A 19,390-nucleotide genomic window follows, 5' to 3' on the forward strand; every position below is an offset into this window, starting at 1 on the left:
GATGAACTTGTCCTGCTTCAGGTTGTACGGTTTGTACCGCGCCATCCGCCCCGCCCCATCCCCTCAGCCGCCTCCGCATCGAGACGCTGCTCGGTAACACTGATTCTACAGGACGTGCGGAGTTTTTCTACAGCCTCAACGTTTCCCGGTAAAAGACCTCGGACTTCGCGAGATCCTTCACACGGATGGCTACTTCGTAAAGACCGCGAATCGGCAACATGTGATCCTACCCTTCCTCCGGATTATGAATTCCGATCAAGTTGCGTTGATGTCGAGGCCGTCGAACACCAAAGCTCACCTGCCGGGGCCGGTTTCGAAGCCCGTGCCACGTGGAGCGCCTTGTTCGGTCCGCCCCAGTTTCCTCGTCATGCTCACGCACTTCGTGTTTGCGGCAACCCGACGCGGCAATCTTCGTCGGACAATCGCGGAGCAGATCGGTGCTCCCCTAGTTTGGAGAACCGACCCATTTGCGCATCTCGAAACGCTAAGATGAACTTGCTTCACCCCCGGGCACGGGACCACCCATTGCTTGGCGGAGTCGCGTCCGATCGCCTTGCTTCCACGCCTCAATCAACTGGCCACCCTTGTCGCTGACATTCACCGTATACGTGACGATCTGCCAATTGTTGTTCGATTTCTGATCGACCGACGCCAGCCCGGCTGCGATCAATCTTCCGAAGTGAAGCAGCCCATCGCCGGAAACTACCAGGAAGTCCTTCTTGCAGGATTCGAGAAAGAGCAGCCGGTCAATCGCTTCGACATCGAATGCTCGCGTAATCGCAACCAACATCGCCTTATACACGTAAATCGACTCCTGCGTTATCGTGCCGCGGTGGTACAGGGCATGGTCAGTGGGACACAGTGCGATGAGATTAGACGGATCGTCGTTTCCCCCCGCTGACACCTCCCAGATGTGGTGCATGTCCAGCGCGAGGATGTTGCGGCAGGTGGGAACGGCGCACCGGTACCCTGACTCGGTTAGCACAATCAACCGAGTCTTGAGCGGCAGATTGTCCCGCTCGCGGGGCCTGGACTTGGACTTGGTGGTCTTCTTGACCATGGCTGCTGGCTCAGCGTTTCGGAGGGATCACTTGCCGTCGAGGAGAATCGTCTTGATTATTGATTTCGGCAGTCGTCGAAAGAGATTGCTCCATTCAAACAAGATTGTTCCATCCTCCTCAATCTTCTGACGCAATAGGTCAGCCTCACGCAACGGCTTGAGGTGGTAGTCAAGAGCCGGCCCACTATTGAAGTTGAAGTGCGCCTGGAGATGCGACCGAGTTCGGGGCGTCTCGCACTCCCTCATGATCTTTTTCGCGTCTTTCGTCTTCAGATGCGCCTCAACATACTTCTTCACTTCGGGCGCATTTGAGATGGCTTCGATCGTCTCAATCGCGTTCAGGCGGTCTTTGATCGCCACCAACTCGTCCTGTAGCGATTGGGAAGAGACCTCTACGCTGTCCTTCTTGGATCGTCTATCACTCACCCCTTGCCTCCCGCCTTCGGATCGCCTTCGGGAATCAGGCCGAAGTCGTTCAGATCGAAGAGTCGAACGCGTCTTTTTTCGGCGTTCGCCTCCATCAGTCCCATAGCTACGCAGCGAGCCGTGAGCGCCACGACGGCGTTTGGACTCATCTTGCACGCGGTACGGACTTGCTCAACCGACACGGTGCCGTCAAACATCTGGTAGGCAGCTCGTGACTTCACATCAGGCAACGCTTCTTCGAGCATCGCCTGAACTGGTCGGTACGCTGCCACGCGTATCCAGTTGCGAATGTCCGTCAGAACGGCGAGGAGCTCATCGTCACCTTGGTTTTGCATTGGCGTTGAAGAAGTTCGAGGGAATGGAAATTGCCAGCTTCGGCTCCTTCTTTCCGTCCGCAAGCAGCCCAGCGCTTTCCAGTTTCCCGACCAGGGTGCTCAAATCGCCCTGGTTCACAGACGTCTGCCCGACAATCTGCTTTTGCGTGCGGCTCCCGTCCATCAGGAACACGGACTGCTGCTTCTTGGAACTGGAGCCCACGATCTTCCGCAACTCGTCACGGAGCTTGGCATCGCGCTGAGCGATGGCGGGTTCGGCCAGAAGCTCAAGCAGCTTCCGCATGTGACGTACTTCTTCGAGTAGGAGTCGAGCGTGTTCGTCATTCATCTGCGTCGTCCCGATCAAAAAAGTTGGAGGGAACCTTCACCACGAGCTTGGGGTGCTTCTCGTCGGCGGAAATGAGTTGCGCGGTCGCGAGGGCCTTCACGAGTCTGCTGAGACCTCCCTGGTCTATCCCTGACTCCTTCACGATCGCAGATTGAGCGCGCGAGCCATCCATCAGCCGCACCGCCCTGGCCTTCTTAGCACTTCGGCCAACAACAGTACGCAAGGACGACCTCAGTTTCACGTCGCGTTGCGCGAGCGCGGGCTCGGCCATCACCTGCAGCAGGTCGCGAATCTCGCTTAGCAACTCAATATCTCTGGACATCCCTAGGCCACCCTCTCAACATTAGTATGAGACAAACAGAATTTGCCAGTTTAGGCAGACGGATTCAAAGGAATGCTCGCCGCCGCCGAACGTCGTGCGCTTGGGCCGCGCGCGTCTCAACGCGCGTCGGTCTCCAAGCGCTGGTTAGCCCATGCTACCGTGCACTTCATCGCCCAACCAAAGTCAATGTGAACGAACTGTCTCCCCACCTCATTGGGTGCTGAGTATCCTCAGTCAGCTCTCTAACTCTGACTTGGATGAAGTGGACTAGCTCATCGACTGACACCGTCCCGTCTCCGTCGATGTCCGCCGCGCCCAATAGGCCATCAATCAGAGCGCGTGCAAAGGCACTCCCGCCCCAGCGAGCGGATTCGAAGGCCAACTGGTCTCGTCCCGTAGCGGTCAGTAGTACGAAACCTTGTCTTTCGGCAATGACCTGTGCATCTACTCCTCCCGGGCTTATCCCTCTGTGGGAAATATCCCCCAGCGCCCCTGCGTAGCAGGCATCGGCTACAAGTAGAATTTGTCGAGCATTTAGTCGGCGGATTCGATCCGCAAAGACATGCATATCGATGGAGGTCGTCGGTATCGACTCGGGATCAGAGTCCGACGCGAGAAAGTAGGCGGTGTTCGATAGCGAAACACCGCTGGCGCTGAGAAACACCCACACCTGGTCGTCGACAGACACCTCTCGTTCAAGCTCTGCCAGTTCGTCGAGGATCGCGCTGCGGGTGGCATCCGCTAGAAACCGAACAGACGCGTTTTGGTCGCGTCCAATCGCAGCTATCTCGCGCGCTGATGATACTGAGGAATTCAAGTGGGGAAAGGAGACGTAGCGATCGATTCCAATTGACAGGACGATCTTGTGCAGGGCCTGCCCGTTGGATGGTCGCGGAAGTGGACGTGCAACGGCGGTCGTTGAAATTGGACTGTTCGGCTTAGGCGGCGCCTGAACCAACTCTACGAGCGCAGGCTGCACGCTAGAAAGGTCCGGGAAGTTGGCAATGCTGAGATAGGCAATTCCAGTTCGCTTGTTGGAAATTCGCAGATGAACGAAACTTGGCGGGATGAAGATCCCCCACAGCACCGTTTCGGTTTTCGTGTCACCTAGGATTGTGTCGGCATCGGATGGCGTTGCTACCGTTTGTTGCATCGCGGCAGCAACAGCTCCGGGCCGGGATACCTTCGAAACATCGTAAAGAGTCTCAAGCAAATGGTCCTGAACATGATTGCCATCATCTCCCTTGAATTTGGCAACGAGGATCTGACAGTCTTGGCCGCCCCGTAGACGGAGCAACCAAAATTGTCCCCCGTAGTAGACAGTGTCGGCGGCTACGACCGCTACTACAACAAACCAGAACTGACGAGCACGCAGGGCCGGGCCATAGGACTTCGAATCGCCCAGCTCGCGGATCAGCCAAGCACTCCCAGCTATGACGGTGGCACCAATGAGAATAGGGAGGGGCAGGCGTGTGAGGATGTCGTCGATGGCCTTCATTCCCGGTTTCTTTTGCTGCATGTAGCCCGGAGCGACAAGAAGGCTCGCCCTGATCCGGCTAACTACAATTGGGCTGCCGAACGTTGTCGGCAAGGGCCGAAAGACTGCACGGCCTAACATGCCGGCTCATGAGCGTCGTGATAGCCTAGAACTCCGCGTGGGTACAACGGCTTGAATGACGAGTGCTGAGATGAGGTCACGCTGTGTTAGTCCGCGCGACTTGGCAGCCTAACGTACCAATCAGGGCGATCGGCGACACCGGCTCACGTCGCGCCGCGCTCTGAGGTTGTTCGAGCTAATCGCGCAGTGTCGGCGTGGCACTACGGCGCTGGCGCGAATGCGGCGAGTTGCAGCACCCAGGTGCCGCTGGTGAGCGGCGCGGTGGCGGTGTAGTTACCGGCCGATGCCGCGATGGTGTCTTCCACGAGGTCGCCGTCGGGGGTGGTGATGACGCGGCTGGTATACCCCGCTCCCGGCGCACTGAACGTGGCGCCGGTCATGCCGGCCACGAACAGCAGCGCGTTGGACGCCGCGGCGAGCGGGCCGGTGCTGGCGCTGCTCCCGACTCCGGTGGCCGATATGCCGGCCACGAACGGTGCGCTCTGGCGCAAGCCCGCGTATTCGGTGATGCGCAGATCGACGAAGACCGCGGCTTGGTCGAAGTGCACTGTCACCTGATTGCTGCCTGGCGATGCCGCTTGGATGTTGGCCGCGTAGTAGATCGCCTGGCTCATGCCGTTGCCACGGAACGTCGCCAGCGCTGGCTGGTACACGTTGCCGGCGCTGTCGCTCACCGACGTGATGCTCGCGGTCGTGTCGTTCCAACCGATGGCCAGAATGTTGGTGTCGCCCACCGTCTGCGCGCTCGCGTAGGTCGTGCTCACCACACTCTGCGGCGATTGCGGTGCGGCGTAGTTCTGCTGCACGAAGGTCGGACCGGGGCCCACCGTCGTCACGTTGAGCGCCGCCGATGGCGCCGACACGTTGTTGGCGTAATCGAAGGCGACCACCGTATAGGCGTACGCCGTCAGCGCCGTGAGCCCCGTGTCGGTCGCCGTGGTCGCCGCCATGGTGCGGATCAACACGCCGTCACGATAGAGCTGATAGCCCGCCACCGCCACGTTGTCGGTGGACGCCGTCCACGTGATCGTGATCTGCGTGTCAGTCACCCCCGAGGCCGACACGCCGCTGGGCACCGACGGCGCTTGGTTGTCTGGTGGCACCGCTGTGGCTTCGAGCACCAGCACCCAATCGCCATCGCCATCGCTGTTGGCGCCCGGCGGTGTGAAGGGCCGCGCGCCACTGTTGGCCAATGGCGAGCCGGCAATCGAACTGAACGTCCCGTTGCTCGGGTCGTACCACGACGCGTAGGCCGGGGCGCCGAGCGTCGCCATGTTCACCGTGATGGTGCGACTCGTCGGCAGATACGCCATCACCAACGCACCGTCGGGCGTGCGCGCCGCCGTCAGGTAGTCATTGGTGCCGAGCGCGCCACTGTCGGCAAACGTCCCGTAGCCCGCGGTCACCACGGTGTGGGACTGATCGGGAATCAGGTTGAACCACTGCCGCGACTCGAACAGGAATTTGACGTAGCGCATCTGCAACGAGCCCGGCGTATCGAGGTTGCTCTGCCAGCCGCTGCTGAACGGCCAGGTGTAGCGGTTGCCGTAGAGCTGGCCGGCGGCGCCGCTGAGCAGACTCCAGTACGCCTGCCGGCGCAGGATCTCGGGCGTGCCCTCGTCGGCGGCGTTGTGTTCGAACTCGTAGTTCGCTTCCACCAAGAACGTCGGCAGCGCGTTGGCGCGGTTGTAGTCGGCCAGCACCTGCGCGTAGGTCGGATAGTAGGTGTACGACGCGTTGAGCTGAATCAGCGGCGCCCAACTCGCGTCATCGAGCGAGCCGCTGACGAGATAGTCCAACTCCACGGTGTGAATGTGGCGGTCGTCGGTGTCGTGGATGCCGCGCGCCACCGCCTGCACCACCGCGTCGTCGCCGGGCGACTGCCAGCTTTGGAAATCGTTGCCGCTCATCCAGATGATGTTGTCGACGCTGCGGTAACGCGTGCCGAGGTAGCGCCCGTAGGTGCGCGCCTTGGTAACGCCGTTGGCATTCAGGACACTGAGGTAGCTGCCGGTCTCGGCGGGATCGAGCAGCACGGTAAGGCCATGCTGCGCCGCCAGCGTGAGCATGTGATCGACGCGGGTGAAGAAGGCGTCGTTGGGCGTGGCGAGATCGTTGGGCGTGGTAAACGGCACGATACCGTCGTAGGTGCTGCCGTCGGCGCGCCCTCCCGTGTAGGTGGCGCACAGCAGGTTGACCCAGACCACATTGAACCCCGCGGCTTGGCGGTCGGCGAAAAACGCGTCGGCCTCGGCCTCGGAGAGATTGACCGTCAACGCCTGCGGCGAATCCCCGGTGAGCAACACCGGCACGTTGTTCTGATCCACCAAGTACCGCCCGTTCGGGCTCACCTTCAACGGATAGGCGGTGTTCGTGTTCGGCGGTGGGTTGCCCGGCGTGCGTGTCGCTGTTGGCGTACGTGTTGGCGTTGACGTGCGCGTCCCCGTCCGCGTCGCGGTCGGCCGCAGCGTGGCGGTCGGCGTCCGCGTGCGAGTGCGCGTACGAGTAGGAGTCGCCGTGCGGGTCGCGGTACTCGTCGCCGTTGGCGTCGGCGTACGAGTGGGACGCCGCGTATGCGTCGCCGTGGGCGTCGGAGTGGACGTGCGGGTCACCGTTGGCGTCCGCGTGCGAGTCACCGTTCGCGTCGGCGTCCTCGTCGTGGTCCGTGTTCGCGTCCGCGTTGCTGTCGAGCGCCGAGTAGGTGTGCGCGTTGGCGTGGGAGCTGCGAGGGCACCCACCGCGTGCAGGCAAATGAGAAGAAGCGCAGCCCACAACGCGCGGGTAACGATGACCTGCCAGACGCGAGCACTGCGGGAACCGCGGGCATTGCGAGCATGAATTGATGAGCGCGCATTCATTGTGCAAACCTAGGCTACCCCGACATCGCAGAGTGTCAACGGGATATTTTCACTGAGCGACGACCACGCACGCCTTGATGTTTTGACATGCGCCTCCTACAGCGAGTATCGGCTGCGTGAGCTGGCACAAGGCGCGCGCCGCAACGCGCCAGCAATCACGCGGTCGGCTCGTCAGACGCAGAGCCGTGGAGGAGCGCATGACGGATTGTCCGGTGAAAGTCGGCAGCATGCTGTTTACGATGGTGGATCCGCACCGGGGCTACGAGGTCGCCTACAATCGCTGGTACGAGCGCGACCATTTTTACGCCGGATGCCTTGTGGGTCCTTGGCTGTTCGCGGGACGGCGATGGGTGGCGCCGCGCATCCTCAAAGATCTGCGCTTCCCCGAGCCGAGTTCGTTTGCGGCGCCGTCAGTGGCGGCGGGCTCGTACGTTGCGACCTATTGGATACATGCCGACCACCACGATGAGCACCACGAGTGGGCGATCAATCAGGTGCGCTGGCTCTACCGCAACGGCCGTGGCTTTCCGCAACGCACGCACGTTCACACGCTGCTCTACACCTACGATTGGACCCACTATCGCGACAGCGACCCGGTCCCGGTCGAGCTGTCGCTCGATCATCACTTCCCGGGGATGGTTTCAATCGCAATCGAACGCGAGCCCGGCGTCAAGCAGGACGATCTCGACCGCTGGCTGCGAGAGTCGTACCTGCCGCACATGCTGGCCGATTCTCGGATCGCGTCGTGTTCCACCTGGTCGCCGATTCCACAGGCCAACACCCCACCGATGGACATTCCGCGCGTGGAGCGCACCGACCGGCTCGACCTGCAGCTGTACTTCCTCGACAGCGAGCCACAGCAGACATGGAGCCGATTCCAGAAATTCGGGAAGGCCCTGGCGGCAACCGGGCTTGGTCAGGTCGTGTTTGCTTCCCCCTGGCTGCCCACCGTTGTCGGTACGGATACCTACACTGATCAGCTCTGGTAGATTGGCGAGACGGTCGTGTCGGCGCAAGCAACGAGACCGCGTCCGCATTGCCGACCCGGCGCGGTAGCGATCGCTTGCTTCCCGGCACCTTCGAAACGTTGTCGCCGAAGCAAGGCGCGTGCTACGCTGCGAAGCATCGTGACATCCCGCCGTGGAAGCTGAAGGCCATAGCGCGTCGCACCCGGTAGCGCGCGGCTGACCACGAATTGCTCTTCGGGGAGGTCCTCATTGGAATGATTCACCACATCGGCGTCTTCGCTTCAGACCTTGGCGCGAGTCGGCGATTCTTCACGCAGGCTCTGGCACCGCTGGGTGTGGTTGCCCAGTACGAAACGGATCAGGTTGCGGAATTCTGGCGGCTCGACACCGATGCACCGTCGTTGTCCCTCGGGCGGACAACGGGAGAAGTGACTCGTGGCCTGCACCTGGCCTTCGAGGCCGCTGATCGCAATACCGTTGACGCGTTCTTCGCTGCAGCGATTGCCGCCGGAGGCCGAGAACGGCATGCCCCGAGGCATTGGCCTCACTACCGAGCGTACTGCGCCTTCGTCAGCGACCCAGACGGCAACAACATCGAGGCCGTCCACAAGGAGACCTCACGGCGAAGGCCTGGCGCACGAGCAGCGGAGTGAACGAGCTTTCGAAAAAATCCCTAACGGGGTTGATCAAACTACAGGTTGGCCTTGCTCTGTTGCTCTTCCTGCCGGCTTGGTCGCTGCACTTTTGGCAGGCGTGGATCTACTGGATGCTCTTCGGTATCTCCGTCCTGATGATCACGCTGTATTTTCTGAAGCATGACCCCGGTCTGGTTAATCGTCGACTCGATGCCGGTCCGGGGGCCGAGCATGAGAAGATCCAGAAGATCATTCAAGCCATCGCCAGTGTCCTGGTGTGCGCCCTCATCATTGTTCCAGGGTTCGATCATCGGTTTCATTGGTCAGCGGTGCCGACAGCCATCGTTCTGTCTGCCGACGTGATGGTCGCGCTCGGGCTTCTGATGGTCTTCTTCGTGTTCAGAGCGAACAGTTACGCGGCGAGTGTCGTGAAAGTCGAGGCGAGCCAGCCGGTGATAGAGACGGGGCCATATCGGCTCGTTCGCCACCCGATGTATGCGGGCGGCCTGCTGGCGCTCTTGGCCACGCCGTTGGCGTTGGGATCGCCGTGGGGACTGCTCGTTGGCATCGCGCTCTGCGGCGTCATCGTCGCTCGGCTTCTGGATGAAGAGCGGTTTCTGTCCGCACACCTCCCGGGCTACGACGCGTATTGCCGGAAGGTTCGGTATCGTCTGGTGCCGATGGTCTGGTAAACTTCCGAGCGAGCGGAGGAGATCATGCTGACAGGAAGATGCCTCTGCGGCGATGTGCGGTTCGAACTGCACGGGAAGCTCGGCCCGCTGGCGTATTGCCACTGTTCGATGTGTCAGCGCGCCAGTGGCTCCGCCTTCGCCGCCAACGCGGCGATCCGATCGCAATACCTGAAGTGGGTATCCGGACGAGAATCAATCCGCGAGTACGAATCCTCGCCGGGCAAGTTCCGCGCGTTCTGTTCGAGGTGCGGCTCGCCGATCTTCAGCCGGCGTGTCGACGAACCAGACTCGTTCCGGATTCGCTTGGGCATGCTCGACGGTGACCCCGAGCGCAGACCACTGGCTCACTTCTGGGTGTCATCCAAAGCGCCGTGGTTCGAGATTCGCGACGAGCTTCCACAATACCAAGAAGACTCCGTCACCAACCCAGGGCCGCAATAGGGCTCCAGCATTGCGAGGCAACGCTCATGTGTAGAAACATCAAAACGCTCTTCAACTTCGAACCGCCGGTTACGGACGAAGAGATCCGCGCGGCTTCCTTGCAGTTCGTGCGAAAGGTGAGCGGCTTCAACAAGCCATCGAAGGCAAACGAAGCGGCCTTCCTCACCGCGGTCGATGCGGTCGCCAAAGTCTCGGGTCGCCTACTCACGGCTCTCGAAACCAACGCCGCCCCAAGGAACCGCGCAGAAGAAGCGGCCAAAGCACACCTGCGCGCCGCACAGAGATTCTCGACGTGAGTACCGAAGACGCGGCTCGCGCGACTAGCGGATTTGCGGCGCGCCGAGAGTGCCGCTGATCGTGATGGGTGCGTCGGGACGCGCGCCGGGGGCCCGCGGGATCAGCAGGAGCGCGCCTTTGATCGCGTCGGGCGTCGCCGCGCTGGGTTCGAGCGTCACGCGCAGATTCAATTGACTGCTGGCCGCCGGATCGCGCAACACGATGCTGCCGCTGAGCGACCCGTTCAGTTGATCGCCGACGAGGCGGAACTCTTGGATTTCGAGTCGATCGCCCTTCACGCTCAGCTTGCCCTTGGCCTGTGCGAACTGGAGATCAGGAATCTTGAAGCCTTTGATCTTGCCGCCGAGCAAACCGGGACGATTGACGAGAATCTCACCGCTCACTTGCGTCGCGCGTCGATCCGCGCTCGGAACCTGCACGGTGAAATTTCCCGATACTTGGCCGGTGATCTGGCCTTCGTCGATCTGCGACATCAATGGGCGATAGCGACCGAGTTCCAACTTGGACAGTTCGACCTGCCCCGAGCCGCCGGCGCCCGCCATCGTCCATTGACCCGTTACGGTACCGCCATAGAGTTCGCCCTGCCACGACACGCCGGTAAATTGGCCGCGCATCAGGCCCTTCAGCTCCGGCAGCACGTCGAGCGTCGAGCACTCCAACCACGACACGTCCTCGCCAGCGACGGTCTGCGACACGCGAACGCCGCGCAGCTCGTAGCCGTGATGCCAGGCGAAGCGCGCCGACTTGAAGTCGACCTGCAGTGGGCTCAGATCGACGTTGCTCATCACCCGCCGCACCACGATGTCGTGTGGAAAATTGACGATCAGCCCGACGAGAAACACGACGAGGGTGAAGCCGGCATAGAGCAGCACGGTGCGGCTCACCAGCCCGCCCAGCCACTCGAACGAAATCCGCGGCCGCGCCGACAGGCGCGGCAGGCGTAACCGAATCCGCGGTAGACGCATCGGCTACGCTCCCGGTGCCGGCGCCGCAGCGGGCGCGGCTCCGGGCGCCGCTGCTGGCGCCGCAGTGCGGGGCTTGAGCAGCGACACGGTCGCGACGATGTCGAAGCTGCGCGGATCGTTGTAACGCTTCTTCACTTGCAATCGCGAGACATGCAGCGGGGGGTCACCCTTCTCGATCTTGTAGAGCATGGCCACCAACTGATCGAGGGCCACGCCGGTCAGCTTAATCTCCACCGACTGCTCCTGGTACTCGTCGGTGAGGTTCTTGTCGGTCGGGTTCATCGACTGGATTTTCTCACGCGCCACCGTCGCCGCCACCGCGCTCTGCAGGTTGGCGAAGAGCGAGAAATTCGGATCGGTGCGCACGACAACCGATTGATTGGCCTCGATCTGGCGCAGCAAATCGAGATAGTGCGCGCGCTGCGCTTGCATCTCGTTGAGATCCTTCTCGCGCGCGACGATGCGCTTCTCCAAGCGCTCGCGGCCGGCGACCAGTGGATCCCAGACGAAACTGTAGAGCGAGATCAGCAGCACCGAGCCGACCGCGGCACCGAGCAGCAGCCGCTCGCGCGGCGACAGCCGCTGATAGAAATTGAACACCTCGCGCGGATCGAACGCCATCTACTCTCCCAGGTGCGTGTCTTTGGTCATGATCAGAATCAAGCGAAAGCTCACGTCCTTGCCGTCAGCGGACGCTTTCACATCTTTCACCTGGACATCCTTGAAGTACGGCACCGCCACCAATTGCTGCTTGATGGTGTCGACCGTTTCGAAAGAGTCGGTGCGGCCGCGGATGCGCACGGCCTCCGGGTCGTACGCGTACTCGTCGATATCGAGCTTCGCCTTGTCGGTGAGAGCGGCACTGATGGCGCGCGCGATGTCGATGGCGGCGGCGCCCGACAACGAGACGATGCCGCCCAACAGTTGCAGCTTCTGCTCCGCCTTGTCGACCTCGCTCTTGAACTGCGCGATCTCGTTGACTGGCCGCTCGTCGGGCAGCGTGTTGACGAACACTTTGCGGATCTGCCCGTCAATCGCGGTCAAGCGGCTGAGTTGGAACTGATACGCGGCAAACAAATCGGCGATCGTCATCACCAGCAGTACGCCCACCAAGATCGCGACGCGGCCGAACGCGCGCCGCACTTCCTGTTGCCCACGATGATAGGCGAACTCGTCGCGGCGGAAGTTGAGCCCGAGCGTGTTGGCGGGCGCCACTTCTCGCAAGGCGACACCCAGCGGCGCGGCGCAGGTCGGCAGCAGCGCTTGATCCGTCGGCGTCATCATGCGCAGCGGAATGCGATCGAGGCGACGCAGCTCGAAGCCGAGCTGGCGTTCCAACACCGGCGCGGAATGATCGAGCCACGCCGGTGAACCGGCGACGTAGCACGGGAGCCGATCGTCCAGCGGCGCGCCGTTGATCACCATCAGGCTCCAGCGCAACTCGACCGCGAGCGCGCGGGCGGCGCTGTCGTCGGGCGGAGCATCCGTCAACACCGCGCCCTCGGCGAGCGCATGGCCATTGGCGGCGCCGTTGGTCGCCGGCGCGCCGTGTCCAACCGCCAATGTGCGCAAGCCCACCAGCTGCTGATTGCGGTAGAGCGCGACATGAACGCTGTTCGCGTTGCACTCGACGAATGCGAAGGTCGCCGGCAGGTCGGCGCTCAACACGCGCAGCACGTTGAGCCCGGACATCGAAGCAAGGTCGACGACCTTGGGATCGATGCCGGCGCTGCGCAGCATCGCCAGGTGCGCTTCCAGATCGGTCTTCTGCACCATCGCCGCCAACACTGTCGTGCCCGAGCGATCGCGGTGCAGCACGGAGTAATCGACGATCACTTCGTCGAGACCGAATGGCACCTGGGTTTCGAGTTCAAACGGGATCGTCTGATTGAGCCGCTTGCGATCACGGAACGGCAGGAAGAACACGCGATGCGAGACCAGCCCGCCCGGCAGGGTCGACACCACGGTCTCGCCCGCGAGTTGGTGGCGATCGAGGAAGCGCCGCACTTGCTCGCCAGTGGCGCCGCCGTCGGGGGTGAGCGCTTCGTGGTACAGGCCGGCGATGCGATAGTCGCGAAAGCTGGTTTCCAGCACCGCGGCCTTGACCTCGGTCTCCTCGACATCCAGAGCTAGAATTCGTTGCGGCATGGCCGCTCAGTCCTTGTCCTTCCTCATCGGTCAAGCGGCGCTGCGCCCCGCTCCTCCTCCGTTGCGTGCGCAAACAACTCCGCGCCCCCCCTCTTCTGCCAATCAAGCGGGGTCAAAGTCCAGCGCGGCGTACCCGGCGGAGCATTCGGCGGCACGTTGGGACGTGGCCGGCGCTGCACCAACGCGACCACGGTTTGCCCGACGCCACCGTGGCGCTGCCCGGTGGGGTCCGCGCTCACCATCGCGCTGGCGAAGACGCGGAAGTACGAACTGCGTGTGCCGAACAGCTTGATCATGATTGGTTCGTTGGGGACGTTCTTGAGCAAGGTCTTCAGCTCCGCCTCCTCGATCGGTTTCTCCGCCCCTTGGCGGTCCACGATATCTTGGATCGCTTGCTGGTCGTTGAGCACCGCAGTCAGCACTTCGACGGGCGCCGTGTTGATGTTGATCTTGCCGCCATCGTTGCCGGCACCAACGACCGGAAGCGCGGTCAGCCACTTAGAGAGCTTGGTCAGCTTGGCGGACGGAATGCCGAAGGTCGCACCAAAGTCTTCCAGTGAACGGAAGTCTTCGACGGGCGGGGGTGGTTGCTTGCTGCCCGGCACCGGGGCCGGAGACTTCCCCCAATAGTCGACCAGATCATCGACGATGCCGACCCGAACTTCTTGCGCTTCAAAAAGTCGGCGCAACGCGTCGCGCAAGAATGCTTCAGCCGTTAGGGGGGATGCGCCGGCGGCTGGAGTCTTTGACGCCGGTGGTGTGGCTGGGGGAGCGGCTCCCGGGATGACGCGCGGCCCCCGGGTGCGATTGATGTTGATCTTGCCCGACTCGTCGATCACCTGCACCTTCAAGCGCTCGTCGGGATCGAGCGTGATGACGCCGGCGATGTCGGGATTGGCCCAGTCTTCGAAGTACCAATCGGCCTGCGGTTTGTCGGTGTCGCGCGCCAGCACCGCTTCGCCGAGATTGATGCCTGAGCGCGCCAGCATCGACGCCTGCATCGCGCTCAGCGAGTTGCGCACGAGCCGCTGGTCCACTCCGACCGAGAAGGTGAACTCCACCACTGTGATGGTCAGCAACGCCACCACCAGCATGGTGACGATCAGCGCGATGCCGCGTTCGCTTCTCATTAGCGCGGCGTCGGCGTCGGCAAGCTGCCGAGCGATAGCACGAGATCGACGATCGTGGAGAAGTCGTGCGCGTTGCCGTTGCCGTCGATGAGTGTGAGACCGATATCGACGGCGAGCGGGAGCACGTTCAAGTGCGCGGGCTCGGTGGAATCCCACACCTCGACCCACTCGGCGGTCTTGGGATCGAGATAGTGGAAACTCAGGCCGATGACGCAGAAACGCTGCTCGTTGCAGTCGGTCTCGTCGAAGAGATAGGCCGACGTCCGTTTCGGGGTCGGCGGGGCATCTTCGGGGGCTTGGGACTCGTCGAAATCGGCATTCGAAACCAGCGGCACCTCGTCACGACGCACCGTGAACAGCTTGTCGCTGTTGGTGAGCGGCGCCAACGAGTACGTGATGGTCGAGCGGCCGCTACGCGGCGCCGTTTGTTGAAAGCCGCTGTGCGTGCGCACGCTGAACTGGATCGCGTCCTCCGGTTGTCGCCCGCCGCGATCGAGGCCGCGGAACGACACGTCGGAGTGCGGGTTCGGGGGCAACGCCGCTTCGAGGTCGTCGGCCATCTTGAGCACCGCGGAGCGTCCGGCCGCGTACAACTCGCCGCGGGCCTCGGCGTACTCCTTGGAAGCCAAGGTGCGCGACAACGCGCCGTAGACGGTGAGCATGATGATCCCGAGGATCGTCATCGCCACCAGCACTTCGAGCAGCGTGAAGCCCGGCTCAGCTCTCGGGTTCACGATGGACATAGTAGAGCAGATCGGCGTGATGGCGTTCGTCCCACAACACGCGCAGGCGCACCTGGCGCAGTTCATCGAAGGACGTGTGGCTGATTTCGAGTTCGTAACGAAAGCCGGGATAGCCGTCGAAGTTGCCGCTGACGTTGCCGTAATCCGAGAACTCGGTTTGCAACTCCACCTGCGCGACCAACTGGCGCATCAGCAAGGTCGCGGTGGAGAGATTCTGATCGTTGCCCACGAGCACCAAGTTGCGGTTGTGGAGGCCGAGCAGCGCGGGGAACGCCACCGCGATGACCACGATGGCTACCAGCACCTCGATCAGCGTGAAACCGGCGCTGCTTCTACGAACCCGTTGAAAAACCCCGCATGCTTCGAGACGCGCCTGTCGGCGCTCCTCAGCATGAGCGGTCCTCCGCTTCTGCCACAAGGTTTTCCCGCTCGCCCTGAGGAGGCGCGAAGCGCCGTCTCGAAGGGCGCTGCGTCTATTGCTCGAAGACGACATCGGAGTAGCCGGGGTCCAAGTTGAGGCGGCCGGTGAGCGGATTGACCCACAGCGTATACGTCTCGCTGCCGTCGTCGAGATGAATCACCGTGGTATCCACGGTCCCGTCCGGATAGAAATTGGTGACGAACTGGCCCTCCTGCTGCTTGCCGACGCTCTCGGGCAATACGATATCGCTGATGCCGATGGGTGAGGTGAGCGTCACACTGCGCGCCAGCGGCCCGAGATCTTCGAGATCATCGGCGGTGCCGAGGCCCGCCTCACCGGTGGGATCGCCGACCGTTACCCAGTAGCGCTCGCGGCCCAGGTCGTAGCGCAACTGATAGATCTGGCCATTGAGGATGGCTTCGCTGCGCAGAAAGCGGAACGTGTTGGTCAGCTGGCGCGCCTCGCGCTTCAGCTCGGCGCCGCTGGCGCTGCGCAGGCGCGGCACCGCCAGGGCCACCATGATCGCGATGATGAGCAGGACCAGGGAGATTTCGATGAGGGTGAAGCCGGCGGGGTGCGCGTGCCGCGCCCGCGCGCGTGCATCAGTTGATGGTCCGGCTGTCGATGTCGGCATTCTTGCCTTCGCCGCCCTCCTGGCCGTCGGCGCCGTATGACTTGATGATGATATTCTGGCCATCGCTGAAGTACACGTATTTGTTGTCCCATGGATCGACGGGAATCTTATCGAGGTAGCCTTCGGAGTTGTACTTGCGGCAGGCGGCGCCGCCGCCTTTGGAGACCAGCGACTCCAAGCCTTGCCCGGTGCTGGGGTAGAAGCCGCAATCCAGTTTGAACAAGTGGAGCGCTTCCTCGATGCCTTTGACGTCGGCCTTCGCCTTGACGATGCGCGCGTCGTCGGTGCGGCCGATGATCTTGGGGCCGACCAAGGCGACCAGCAGCCCGAGAATGAAGACCACCACCATGATCTCGATCAGCGTGAACCCGGTCTGGCCTTGCAGGCGCTTCATTGCCAACTTGATCCTTCCTTGGCGATCCCTCGTGAGAATCTTCGTGCGTGCGGAGGGTAACACCCGCATCCGCGTAGTTCAACGAACCAACTGTTGCAGTTCAAAAATGGGCACGAGAATCGCCATCACGATGAATAAGACGATGCCACCCATGAAAATAATCATCACCGGTTCGAGAATACTGGTGAGCGCGTTCACCGACGCGTCGACTTCGTTGTCGTAGGCATCAGCAGCGCGCGACAGCATCTCCTCCAGTTCGCCGCTCTTCTCGCCGACCGCGATCATGTGCAGCACGAGCGGCGGGAACAGGCCGCTCTTGCGCAGCGGCGGCTCGATGCTCTGCCCTTCGCGGATACTGTTGCGACCGTTCTCGATGGCTTCGGCCAACACCGTGTTCCCCACCACGTTCTTCACGATGTCGAGCGACGGTAGGAGCGCGATGCCGCTGTTCAACAGCGTCGAAAGCGTGCGCGAAAAGCGCGCCAGCGCCACCTTCTTCAGCATTTTGCCGAAGTAGGGGACACGCAACACGTAGCCGTCGAAGCGCAAGCGGCCCGCCGGCGTGCGAATCGACACCCGGATGGCCATCACAATCGCGATCGCTGCGCCGACGATCAGCCACCAGTACTGCTGGAGGAAGCCGCTGATCCTGAGCAGGATGGTTGTCATCAGCGGCAGCGCTTGCTTGTTCTCGTCGAAGATCTTGGTGATGCGCGGCACCACGTAGGAGAGCAGGAACAGCAGTACCGAGCTGCTCACCAAACCCATCGCCACCGGATAGGTCAGCGCGCTGCGTACCTTGTTGCGCAGTTGCGCGGCCTTCTCGGTGTATTCGGCCAGGCGCAGCAGCACGATGTCGAGCGCGCCGCTGGCTTCGCCGGCGCGCACCATGTTGACGTAGAGGTCGGAGAACAGTTTCGGATGCTCCTTCATCGCGTCGGCGAGCGCGCGCCCTTCCACCACCTGTCCGCGCACCTGCGAGAGCGTGCGCTTGATGGGCGCGTTGTCGATCTGTTCGATCAAGGCGCTGAGACAGTCCACCAGCGGCAACCCGGCGCCGACCAGGGTCGAGAGCTGCCGGGTCATCAGCGCCACGTCTTGCGGGGTGATGCGCTCGAAGAGCTGGCCGATGTTGACTTGGAAACGCGCGCCGGGCGTGGCCGCCTTCTCCTCCGCGGCCTGGCGGCCGGTACGGTCTTCGCTCAGGTCGGTGGGAAAGACGCCGCTCTTGCGCAACTTCAGCCGCGCCCCCTTCGGGCTGTCGGCGTCGACGATGCCGTTGACCGCCTTGCCCTCGGTGGTGAGGCCTTTGTACGCGTAGACTGGCATGCTTGGACACTACCGACGCTGCGCGCCGGCCGACATTCGATCGCCGTGTGGCGGAACCTTACACCAAGTCTTCTTGCGTAACACGCAGGATCTCTTCGATGCTGGTGAAGCCGGCCAACACCTTGTCGGCGCCGTCATGGCGCAAGGTATCCATGCCTTTGCCGGTGGCTTCGCGGCGGATAGTGGCCGCGTCGGCGTTCTTCATGATCAGGTTGCGGATCTCGTCATCGACCACCAGCAACTCGTGAATGCCGGTGCGGCCGCGATATGCGGTCTGCTTGCAACTGGCGCATCCCGGGCCGACGCGATACACGGTGCGTCCGCTCACACGATCCGCACGCACGCCCAACTCGCGCAGCTCCTCCACCGACGGCGTGTACGGCACACGACAATCGGGGCACAAGCGGCGGACCAATCGTTGGGCCATGACGGCGACCACCGACGAGGACACCAGAAACGGTTCGATGCCCATGTCGAGCAAGCGCGTCACCGCGCCAAACGAGTCGTTGGTGTGCAGCGTCGAGAACACCAAGTGCCCGGTGAGTGCGGCTTGGATGGCGATCTCCGCGGTTTCAACGTCGCGAATTTCGCCGACCATGATCACGTCGGGATCCTGGCGCAGGATCGAACGCAAGCCGTTGGCGAAGGTCAGCTCGATCTTCGGATTCACCTGAATCTGACCAACGCCGTGCAACTGGTACTCGATCGGATCTTCGATCGTAATGATGTTCTTGTCGGTCGTGTTGATCTTCGAGAGCGCGGCATAGAGCGTGGTGGTCTTCCCGCTCCCAGTGGGTCCGGTGACCAGCACGATGCCGTGGCTCTGCTTGATCAGTTTCTCGACCAGTTCGTGTTTGTGCCCGGTGAGTCCGAGCTCCTCGAGGTGCAGCACGGTCGTGGTGCGGTCGAGCAAGCGCATCACCACGCGCTCGCCGAAGGCGGTGGGCACGATCGACACGCGGATGTCGACGTCCTTCCCGGCGAGACGGATGCGGATGCGCCCGTCTTGCGGCAAACGTTTCTCGGCGATGTTGAGGCCGGCCATGATCTTCACGCGCGAGATGATGATCGGCTGAAAGCGCTTCGGCGGCGAGAGGATGTCGTAGAGCACGCCGTCGATGCGGAAGCGCACCGCGAGATCGCGCTCGAACGGCTCGATGTGAATGTCGCTGGCGCGATCCTTCACCGCCTGAAACAAGAGCGAGTTGACCAATCGAATGATGGGCGCTTCGTCGTCGGCTTCGAGGAGATCTTTGGTTTCGAACTCGCTGGCGGCGAGATCGAGCCGCTCCTCGTCGAGGCCTTCGAGCAGATCGGACGCCGTCCCTGATGCCTGATCGTAGGCCCGGTTGATCGCGGCTTCGACGATCGGCGCCGGCGCCACCAACACTCGGATCGGGCGGCGCAGCAACAACCGCAGATCATCGATGGGGCCGAAGTTGGACGGGTCCGCGGTGGCGACGGTCACCACGTCGCCGTCGGCGCCGATGGGCAGCAGCTGGTAGCGCTTGGCAAAGTTGATCGGCAACGCGCCGATCAGCCCGAGCGGATGCGCGTCCTCGGGCAGCCGCTCAACGAAGGGCAGGCCGTAGTGTTCGGCGAGGGCGTGCGCCCACGTCCGGCTATCGATCGCGCCCATCTCCTGC

General features: G+C 62.4%; 22 protein-coding genes. 5 read left to right on the top strand and 17 right to left on the bottom strand.

The genetic code is table 11. The features are described 5' to 3' along the window. Positions 1-484 precede the first annotated feature (484 nt). The 7 genes from HYR72_04260 to HYR72_04290 form a co-directional block, all read right to left on the bottom strand. Complete coding sequence (locus HYR72_04260) at positions 485-1,060, bottom strand: HNH endonuclease (GenBank protein ID MBI1814166.1); 576 nt, start codon at positions 1,058-1,060, stop codon at positions 485-487. Positions 1,061-1,087: 27 nt separating this feature from the next. After that, positions 1,088-1,420, bottom strand: coding sequence for a hypothetical protein (locus HYR72_04265; protein MBI1814167.1), 333 nt, complete (start codon positions 1,418-1,420; stop codon positions 1,088-1,090). Between the two features lie 62 nt (positions 1,421-1,482). Continuing rightward, on the bottom strand, positions 1,483-1,731 hold the full coding sequence (locus tag HYR72_04270) for a hypothetical protein (protein ID MBI1814168.1): 249 nt from the start codon (positions 1,729-1,731) through the stop codon (positions 1,483-1,485). Between the two features lie 73 nt (positions 1,732-1,804). Further along, positions 1,805-2,104 (bottom strand): hypothetical protein, encoded by a 300-nt coding sequence (locus tag HYR72_04275; GenBank protein ID MBI1814169.1) that lies wholly within the window; start codon positions 2,102-2,104, stop codon positions 1,805-1,807. A 37-nt stretch (positions 2,105-2,141) separates the two neighbouring features. Beyond that, positions 2,142-2,471, bottom strand: coding sequence for a hypothetical protein (locus HYR72_04280; protein ID MBI1814170.1), 330 nt, complete (start codon positions 2,469-2,471; stop codon positions 2,142-2,144). A gap of 166 nt (positions 2,472-2,637) precedes the next feature. Continuing rightward, complete coding sequence (locus tag HYR72_04285) at positions 2,638-3,969, bottom strand: caspase family protein (protein ID MBI1814171.1); 1,332 nt, start codon at positions 3,967-3,969, stop codon at positions 2,638-2,640. 320 nt (positions 3,970-4,289) lie between these two features. Further along, a complete protein-coding gene (locus HYR72_04290) occupies positions 4,290-6,725 on the bottom strand; it encodes a DUF4038 domain-containing protein (protein MBI1814172.1) in 2,436 nt (811 codons plus the stop codon). A 419-nt stretch (positions 6,726-7,144) separates the two neighbouring features. On the opposite strand from HYR72_04290, the gene HYR72_04295 reads away from it, so the two are divergent. The 5 genes from HYR72_04295 (at position 7,145) to HYR72_04315 (ending at position 9,979) form a co-directional block, all read left to right on the top strand. Then, positions 7,145-7,936 carry a hypothetical protein gene (locus tag HYR72_04295; GenBank protein MBI1814173.1) on the top strand — a complete coding sequence of 264 codons (792 nt, stop codon included), beginning with the start codon at positions 7,145-7,147 and terminating at the stop codon, positions 7,934-7,936. A gap of 233 nt (positions 7,937-8,169) precedes the next feature. Next, positions 8,170-8,568: a VOC family protein gene (locus HYR72_04300; GenBank protein ID MBI1814174.1), complete on the top strand. Its 399-nt coding sequence runs from the start codon at positions 8,170-8,172 to the stop codon at positions 8,566-8,568. Further along, positions 8,565-9,242 (top strand): isoprenylcysteine carboxylmethyltransferase family protein, encoded by a 678-nt coding sequence (locus HYR72_04305; protein ID MBI1814175.1) that lies wholly within the window; start codon positions 8,565-8,567, stop codon positions 9,240-9,242. The genes HYR72_04300 and HYR72_04305 overlap by 4 nt, the downstream gene beginning before the upstream one ends. A 24-nt stretch (positions 9,243-9,266) precedes the next feature. Then, a complete protein-coding gene (locus tag HYR72_04310) occupies positions 9,267-9,683 on the top strand; it encodes a GFA family protein (GenBank protein MBI1814176.1) in 417 nt (138 codons plus the stop codon). A gap of 26 nt (positions 9,684-9,709) precedes the next feature. After that, on the top strand, positions 9,710-9,979 hold the full coding sequence (locus HYR72_04315) for a DUF2277 domain-containing protein (GenBank protein ID MBI1814177.1): 270 nt from the start codon (positions 9,710-9,712) through the stop codon (positions 9,977-9,979). A 24-nt stretch (positions 9,980-10,003) separates the two neighbouring features. Here the strand turns inward: HYR72_04315 and gspN are convergent, their stop codons facing one another. The 10 genes from gspN to gspE all read right to left on the bottom strand — a co-directional run bounded on the left by gspN (position 10,004) and on the right by gspE (position 19,383). Further along, positions 10,004-10,945, bottom strand: coding sequence for a type II secretion system protein GspN (gene gspN / locus HYR72_04320; protein MBI1814178.1), 942 nt, complete (start codon positions 10,943-10,945; stop codon positions 10,004-10,006). A 3-nt stretch (positions 10,946-10,948) separates the two neighbouring features. Continuing rightward, positions 10,949-11,566, bottom strand: a complete 618-nt coding sequence (locus HYR72_04325; protein MBI1814179.1) for a type II secretion system protein M — start codon at positions 11,564-11,566, stop codon at positions 10,949-10,951. Then, a complete protein-coding gene (gene pilM, locus HYR72_04330) occupies positions 11,567-13,093 on the bottom strand; it encodes a pilus assembly protein PilM (protein ID MBI1814180.1) in 1,527 nt (508 codons plus the stop codon). A gap of 23 nt (positions 13,094-13,116) precedes the next feature. Beyond that, on the bottom strand, positions 13,117-14,223 hold the full coding sequence (locus tag HYR72_04335; GenBank protein ID MBI1814181.1) for a general secretion pathway protein GspK: 1,107 nt from the start codon (positions 14,221-14,223) through the stop codon (positions 13,117-13,119). Next, complete coding sequence (locus HYR72_04340) at positions 14,223-14,957, bottom strand: prepilin-type N-terminal cleavage/methylation domain-containing protein (GenBank protein ID MBI1814182.1); 735 nt, start codon at positions 14,955-14,957, stop codon at positions 14,223-14,225. Before HYR72_04340 ends, HYR72_04335 begins: the two co-directional genes overlap by 1 nt. Continuing rightward, on the bottom strand, positions 14,941-15,270 hold the full coding sequence (locus tag HYR72_04345; GenBank protein MBI1814183.1) for a hypothetical protein: 330 nt from the start codon (positions 15,268-15,270) through the stop codon (positions 14,941-14,943). The genes HYR72_04340 and HYR72_04345 overlap by 17 nt, the downstream gene beginning before the upstream one ends. 169 nt (positions 15,271-15,439) lie before the next feature. Next, positions 15,440-16,021 (bottom strand): GspH/FimT family pseudopilin, encoded by a 582-nt coding sequence (locus HYR72_04350; protein MBI1814184.1) that lies wholly within the window; start codon positions 16,019-16,021, stop codon positions 15,440-15,442. Further along, the gene (gene gspG / locus HYR72_04355) at positions 15,990-16,415 is read right to left on the bottom strand and encodes a type II secretion system major pseudopilin GspG (protein ID MBI1814185.1); all 426 of its coding nucleotides are present in this window, start codon (positions 16,413-16,415) and stop codon (positions 15,990-15,992) included. Before gspG ends, HYR72_04350 begins: the two co-directional genes overlap by 32 nt. A gap of 78 nt (positions 16,416-16,493) precedes the next feature. Continuing rightward, positions 16,494-17,744, bottom strand: a complete 1,251-nt coding sequence (gspF, locus tag HYR72_04360) for a type II secretion system inner membrane protein GspF (GenBank protein MBI1814186.1) — start codon at positions 17,742-17,744, stop codon at positions 16,494-16,496. Between the two features lie 58 nt (positions 17,745-17,802). After that, entirely contained in the window at positions 17,803-19,383 is a 1,581-nt protein-coding gene (gene gspE / locus HYR72_04365; protein ID MBI1814187.1) for a type II secretion system ATPase GspE, read from the bottom strand. Between the last annotated feature and the right edge of the window lie 7 nt (positions 19,384-19,390).

The sequence above is a fragment of the Deltaproteobacteria bacterium genome (assembly GCA_016178705.1).
GTDB lineage: Bacteria > Desulfobacterota > Binatia > HRBIN30 > JACQVA1 > JACOST01.

Coding starts and splice junctions, on each gene's coding strand:
- HYR72_04295 (MBI1814173.1), top strand. CDS start 7,145: ATGACGGATTGTCCGGTGAAAGTCGGCAGCATGCTGTTTACGATGGTG.
- gspE (MBI1814187.1), bottom strand. CDS start 19,383: ATGGGCGCGATCGATAGCCGGACGTGGGCGCACGCCCTCGCCGAACAC.
- HYR72_04350 (MBI1814184.1), bottom strand. CDS start 16,021: ATGCCGACATCGACAGCCGGACCATCAACTGATGCACGCGCGCGGGCG.
- HYR72_04300 (MBI1814174.1), top strand. CDS start 8,170: ATGATTCACCACATCGGCGTCTTCGCTTCAGACCTTGGCGCGAGTCGG.
- HYR72_04275 (MBI1814169.1), bottom strand. CDS start 2,104: ATGCGGAAGCTGCTTGAGCTTCTGGCCGAACCCGCCATCGCTCAGCGC.
- gspN (MBI1814178.1), bottom strand. CDS start 10,945: ATGCGTCTACCGCGGATTCGGTTACGCCTGCCGCGCCTGTCGGCGCGG.
- gspF (MBI1814186.1), bottom strand. CDS start 17,744: ATGCCAGTCTACGCGTACAAAGGCCTCACCACCGAGGGCAAGGCGGTC.
- HYR72_04280 (MBI1814170.1), bottom strand. CDS start 2,471: ATGTCCAGAGATATTGAGTTGCTAAGCGAGATTCGCGACCTGCTGCAG.
- pilM (MBI1814180.1), bottom strand. CDS start 13,093: ATGCCGCAACGAATTCTAGCTCTGGATGTCGAGGAGACCGAGGTCAAG.
- gspG (MBI1814185.1), bottom strand. CDS start 16,415: ATGAAGCGCCTGCAAGGCCAGACCGGGTTCACGCTGATCGAGATCATG.
- HYR72_04285 (MBI1814171.1), bottom strand. CDS start 3,969: ATGAAGGCCATCGACGACATCCTCACACGCCTGCCCCTCCCTATTCTC.
- HYR72_04325 (MBI1814179.1), bottom strand. CDS start 11,566: ATGGCGTTCGATCCGCGCGAGGTGTTCAATTTCTATCAGCGGCTGTCG.
- HYR72_04260 (MBI1814166.1), bottom strand. CDS start 1,060: ATGGTCAAGAAGACCACCAAGTCCAAGTCCAGGCCCCGCGAGCGGGAC.
- HYR72_04310 (MBI1814176.1), top strand. CDS start 9,267: ATGCTGACAGGAAGATGCCTCTGCGGCGATGTGCGGTTCGAACTGCAC.
- HYR72_04315 (MBI1814177.1), top strand. CDS start 9,710: ATGTGTAGAAACATCAAAACGCTCTTCAACTTCGAACCGCCGGTTACG.
- HYR72_04335 (MBI1814181.1), bottom strand. CDS start 14,223: ATGAGAAGCGAACGCGGCATCGCGCTGATCGTCACCATGCTGGTGGTG.
- HYR72_04270 (MBI1814168.1), bottom strand. CDS start 1,731: ATGCTCGAAGAAGCGTTGCCTGATGTGAAGTCACGAGCTGCCTACCAG.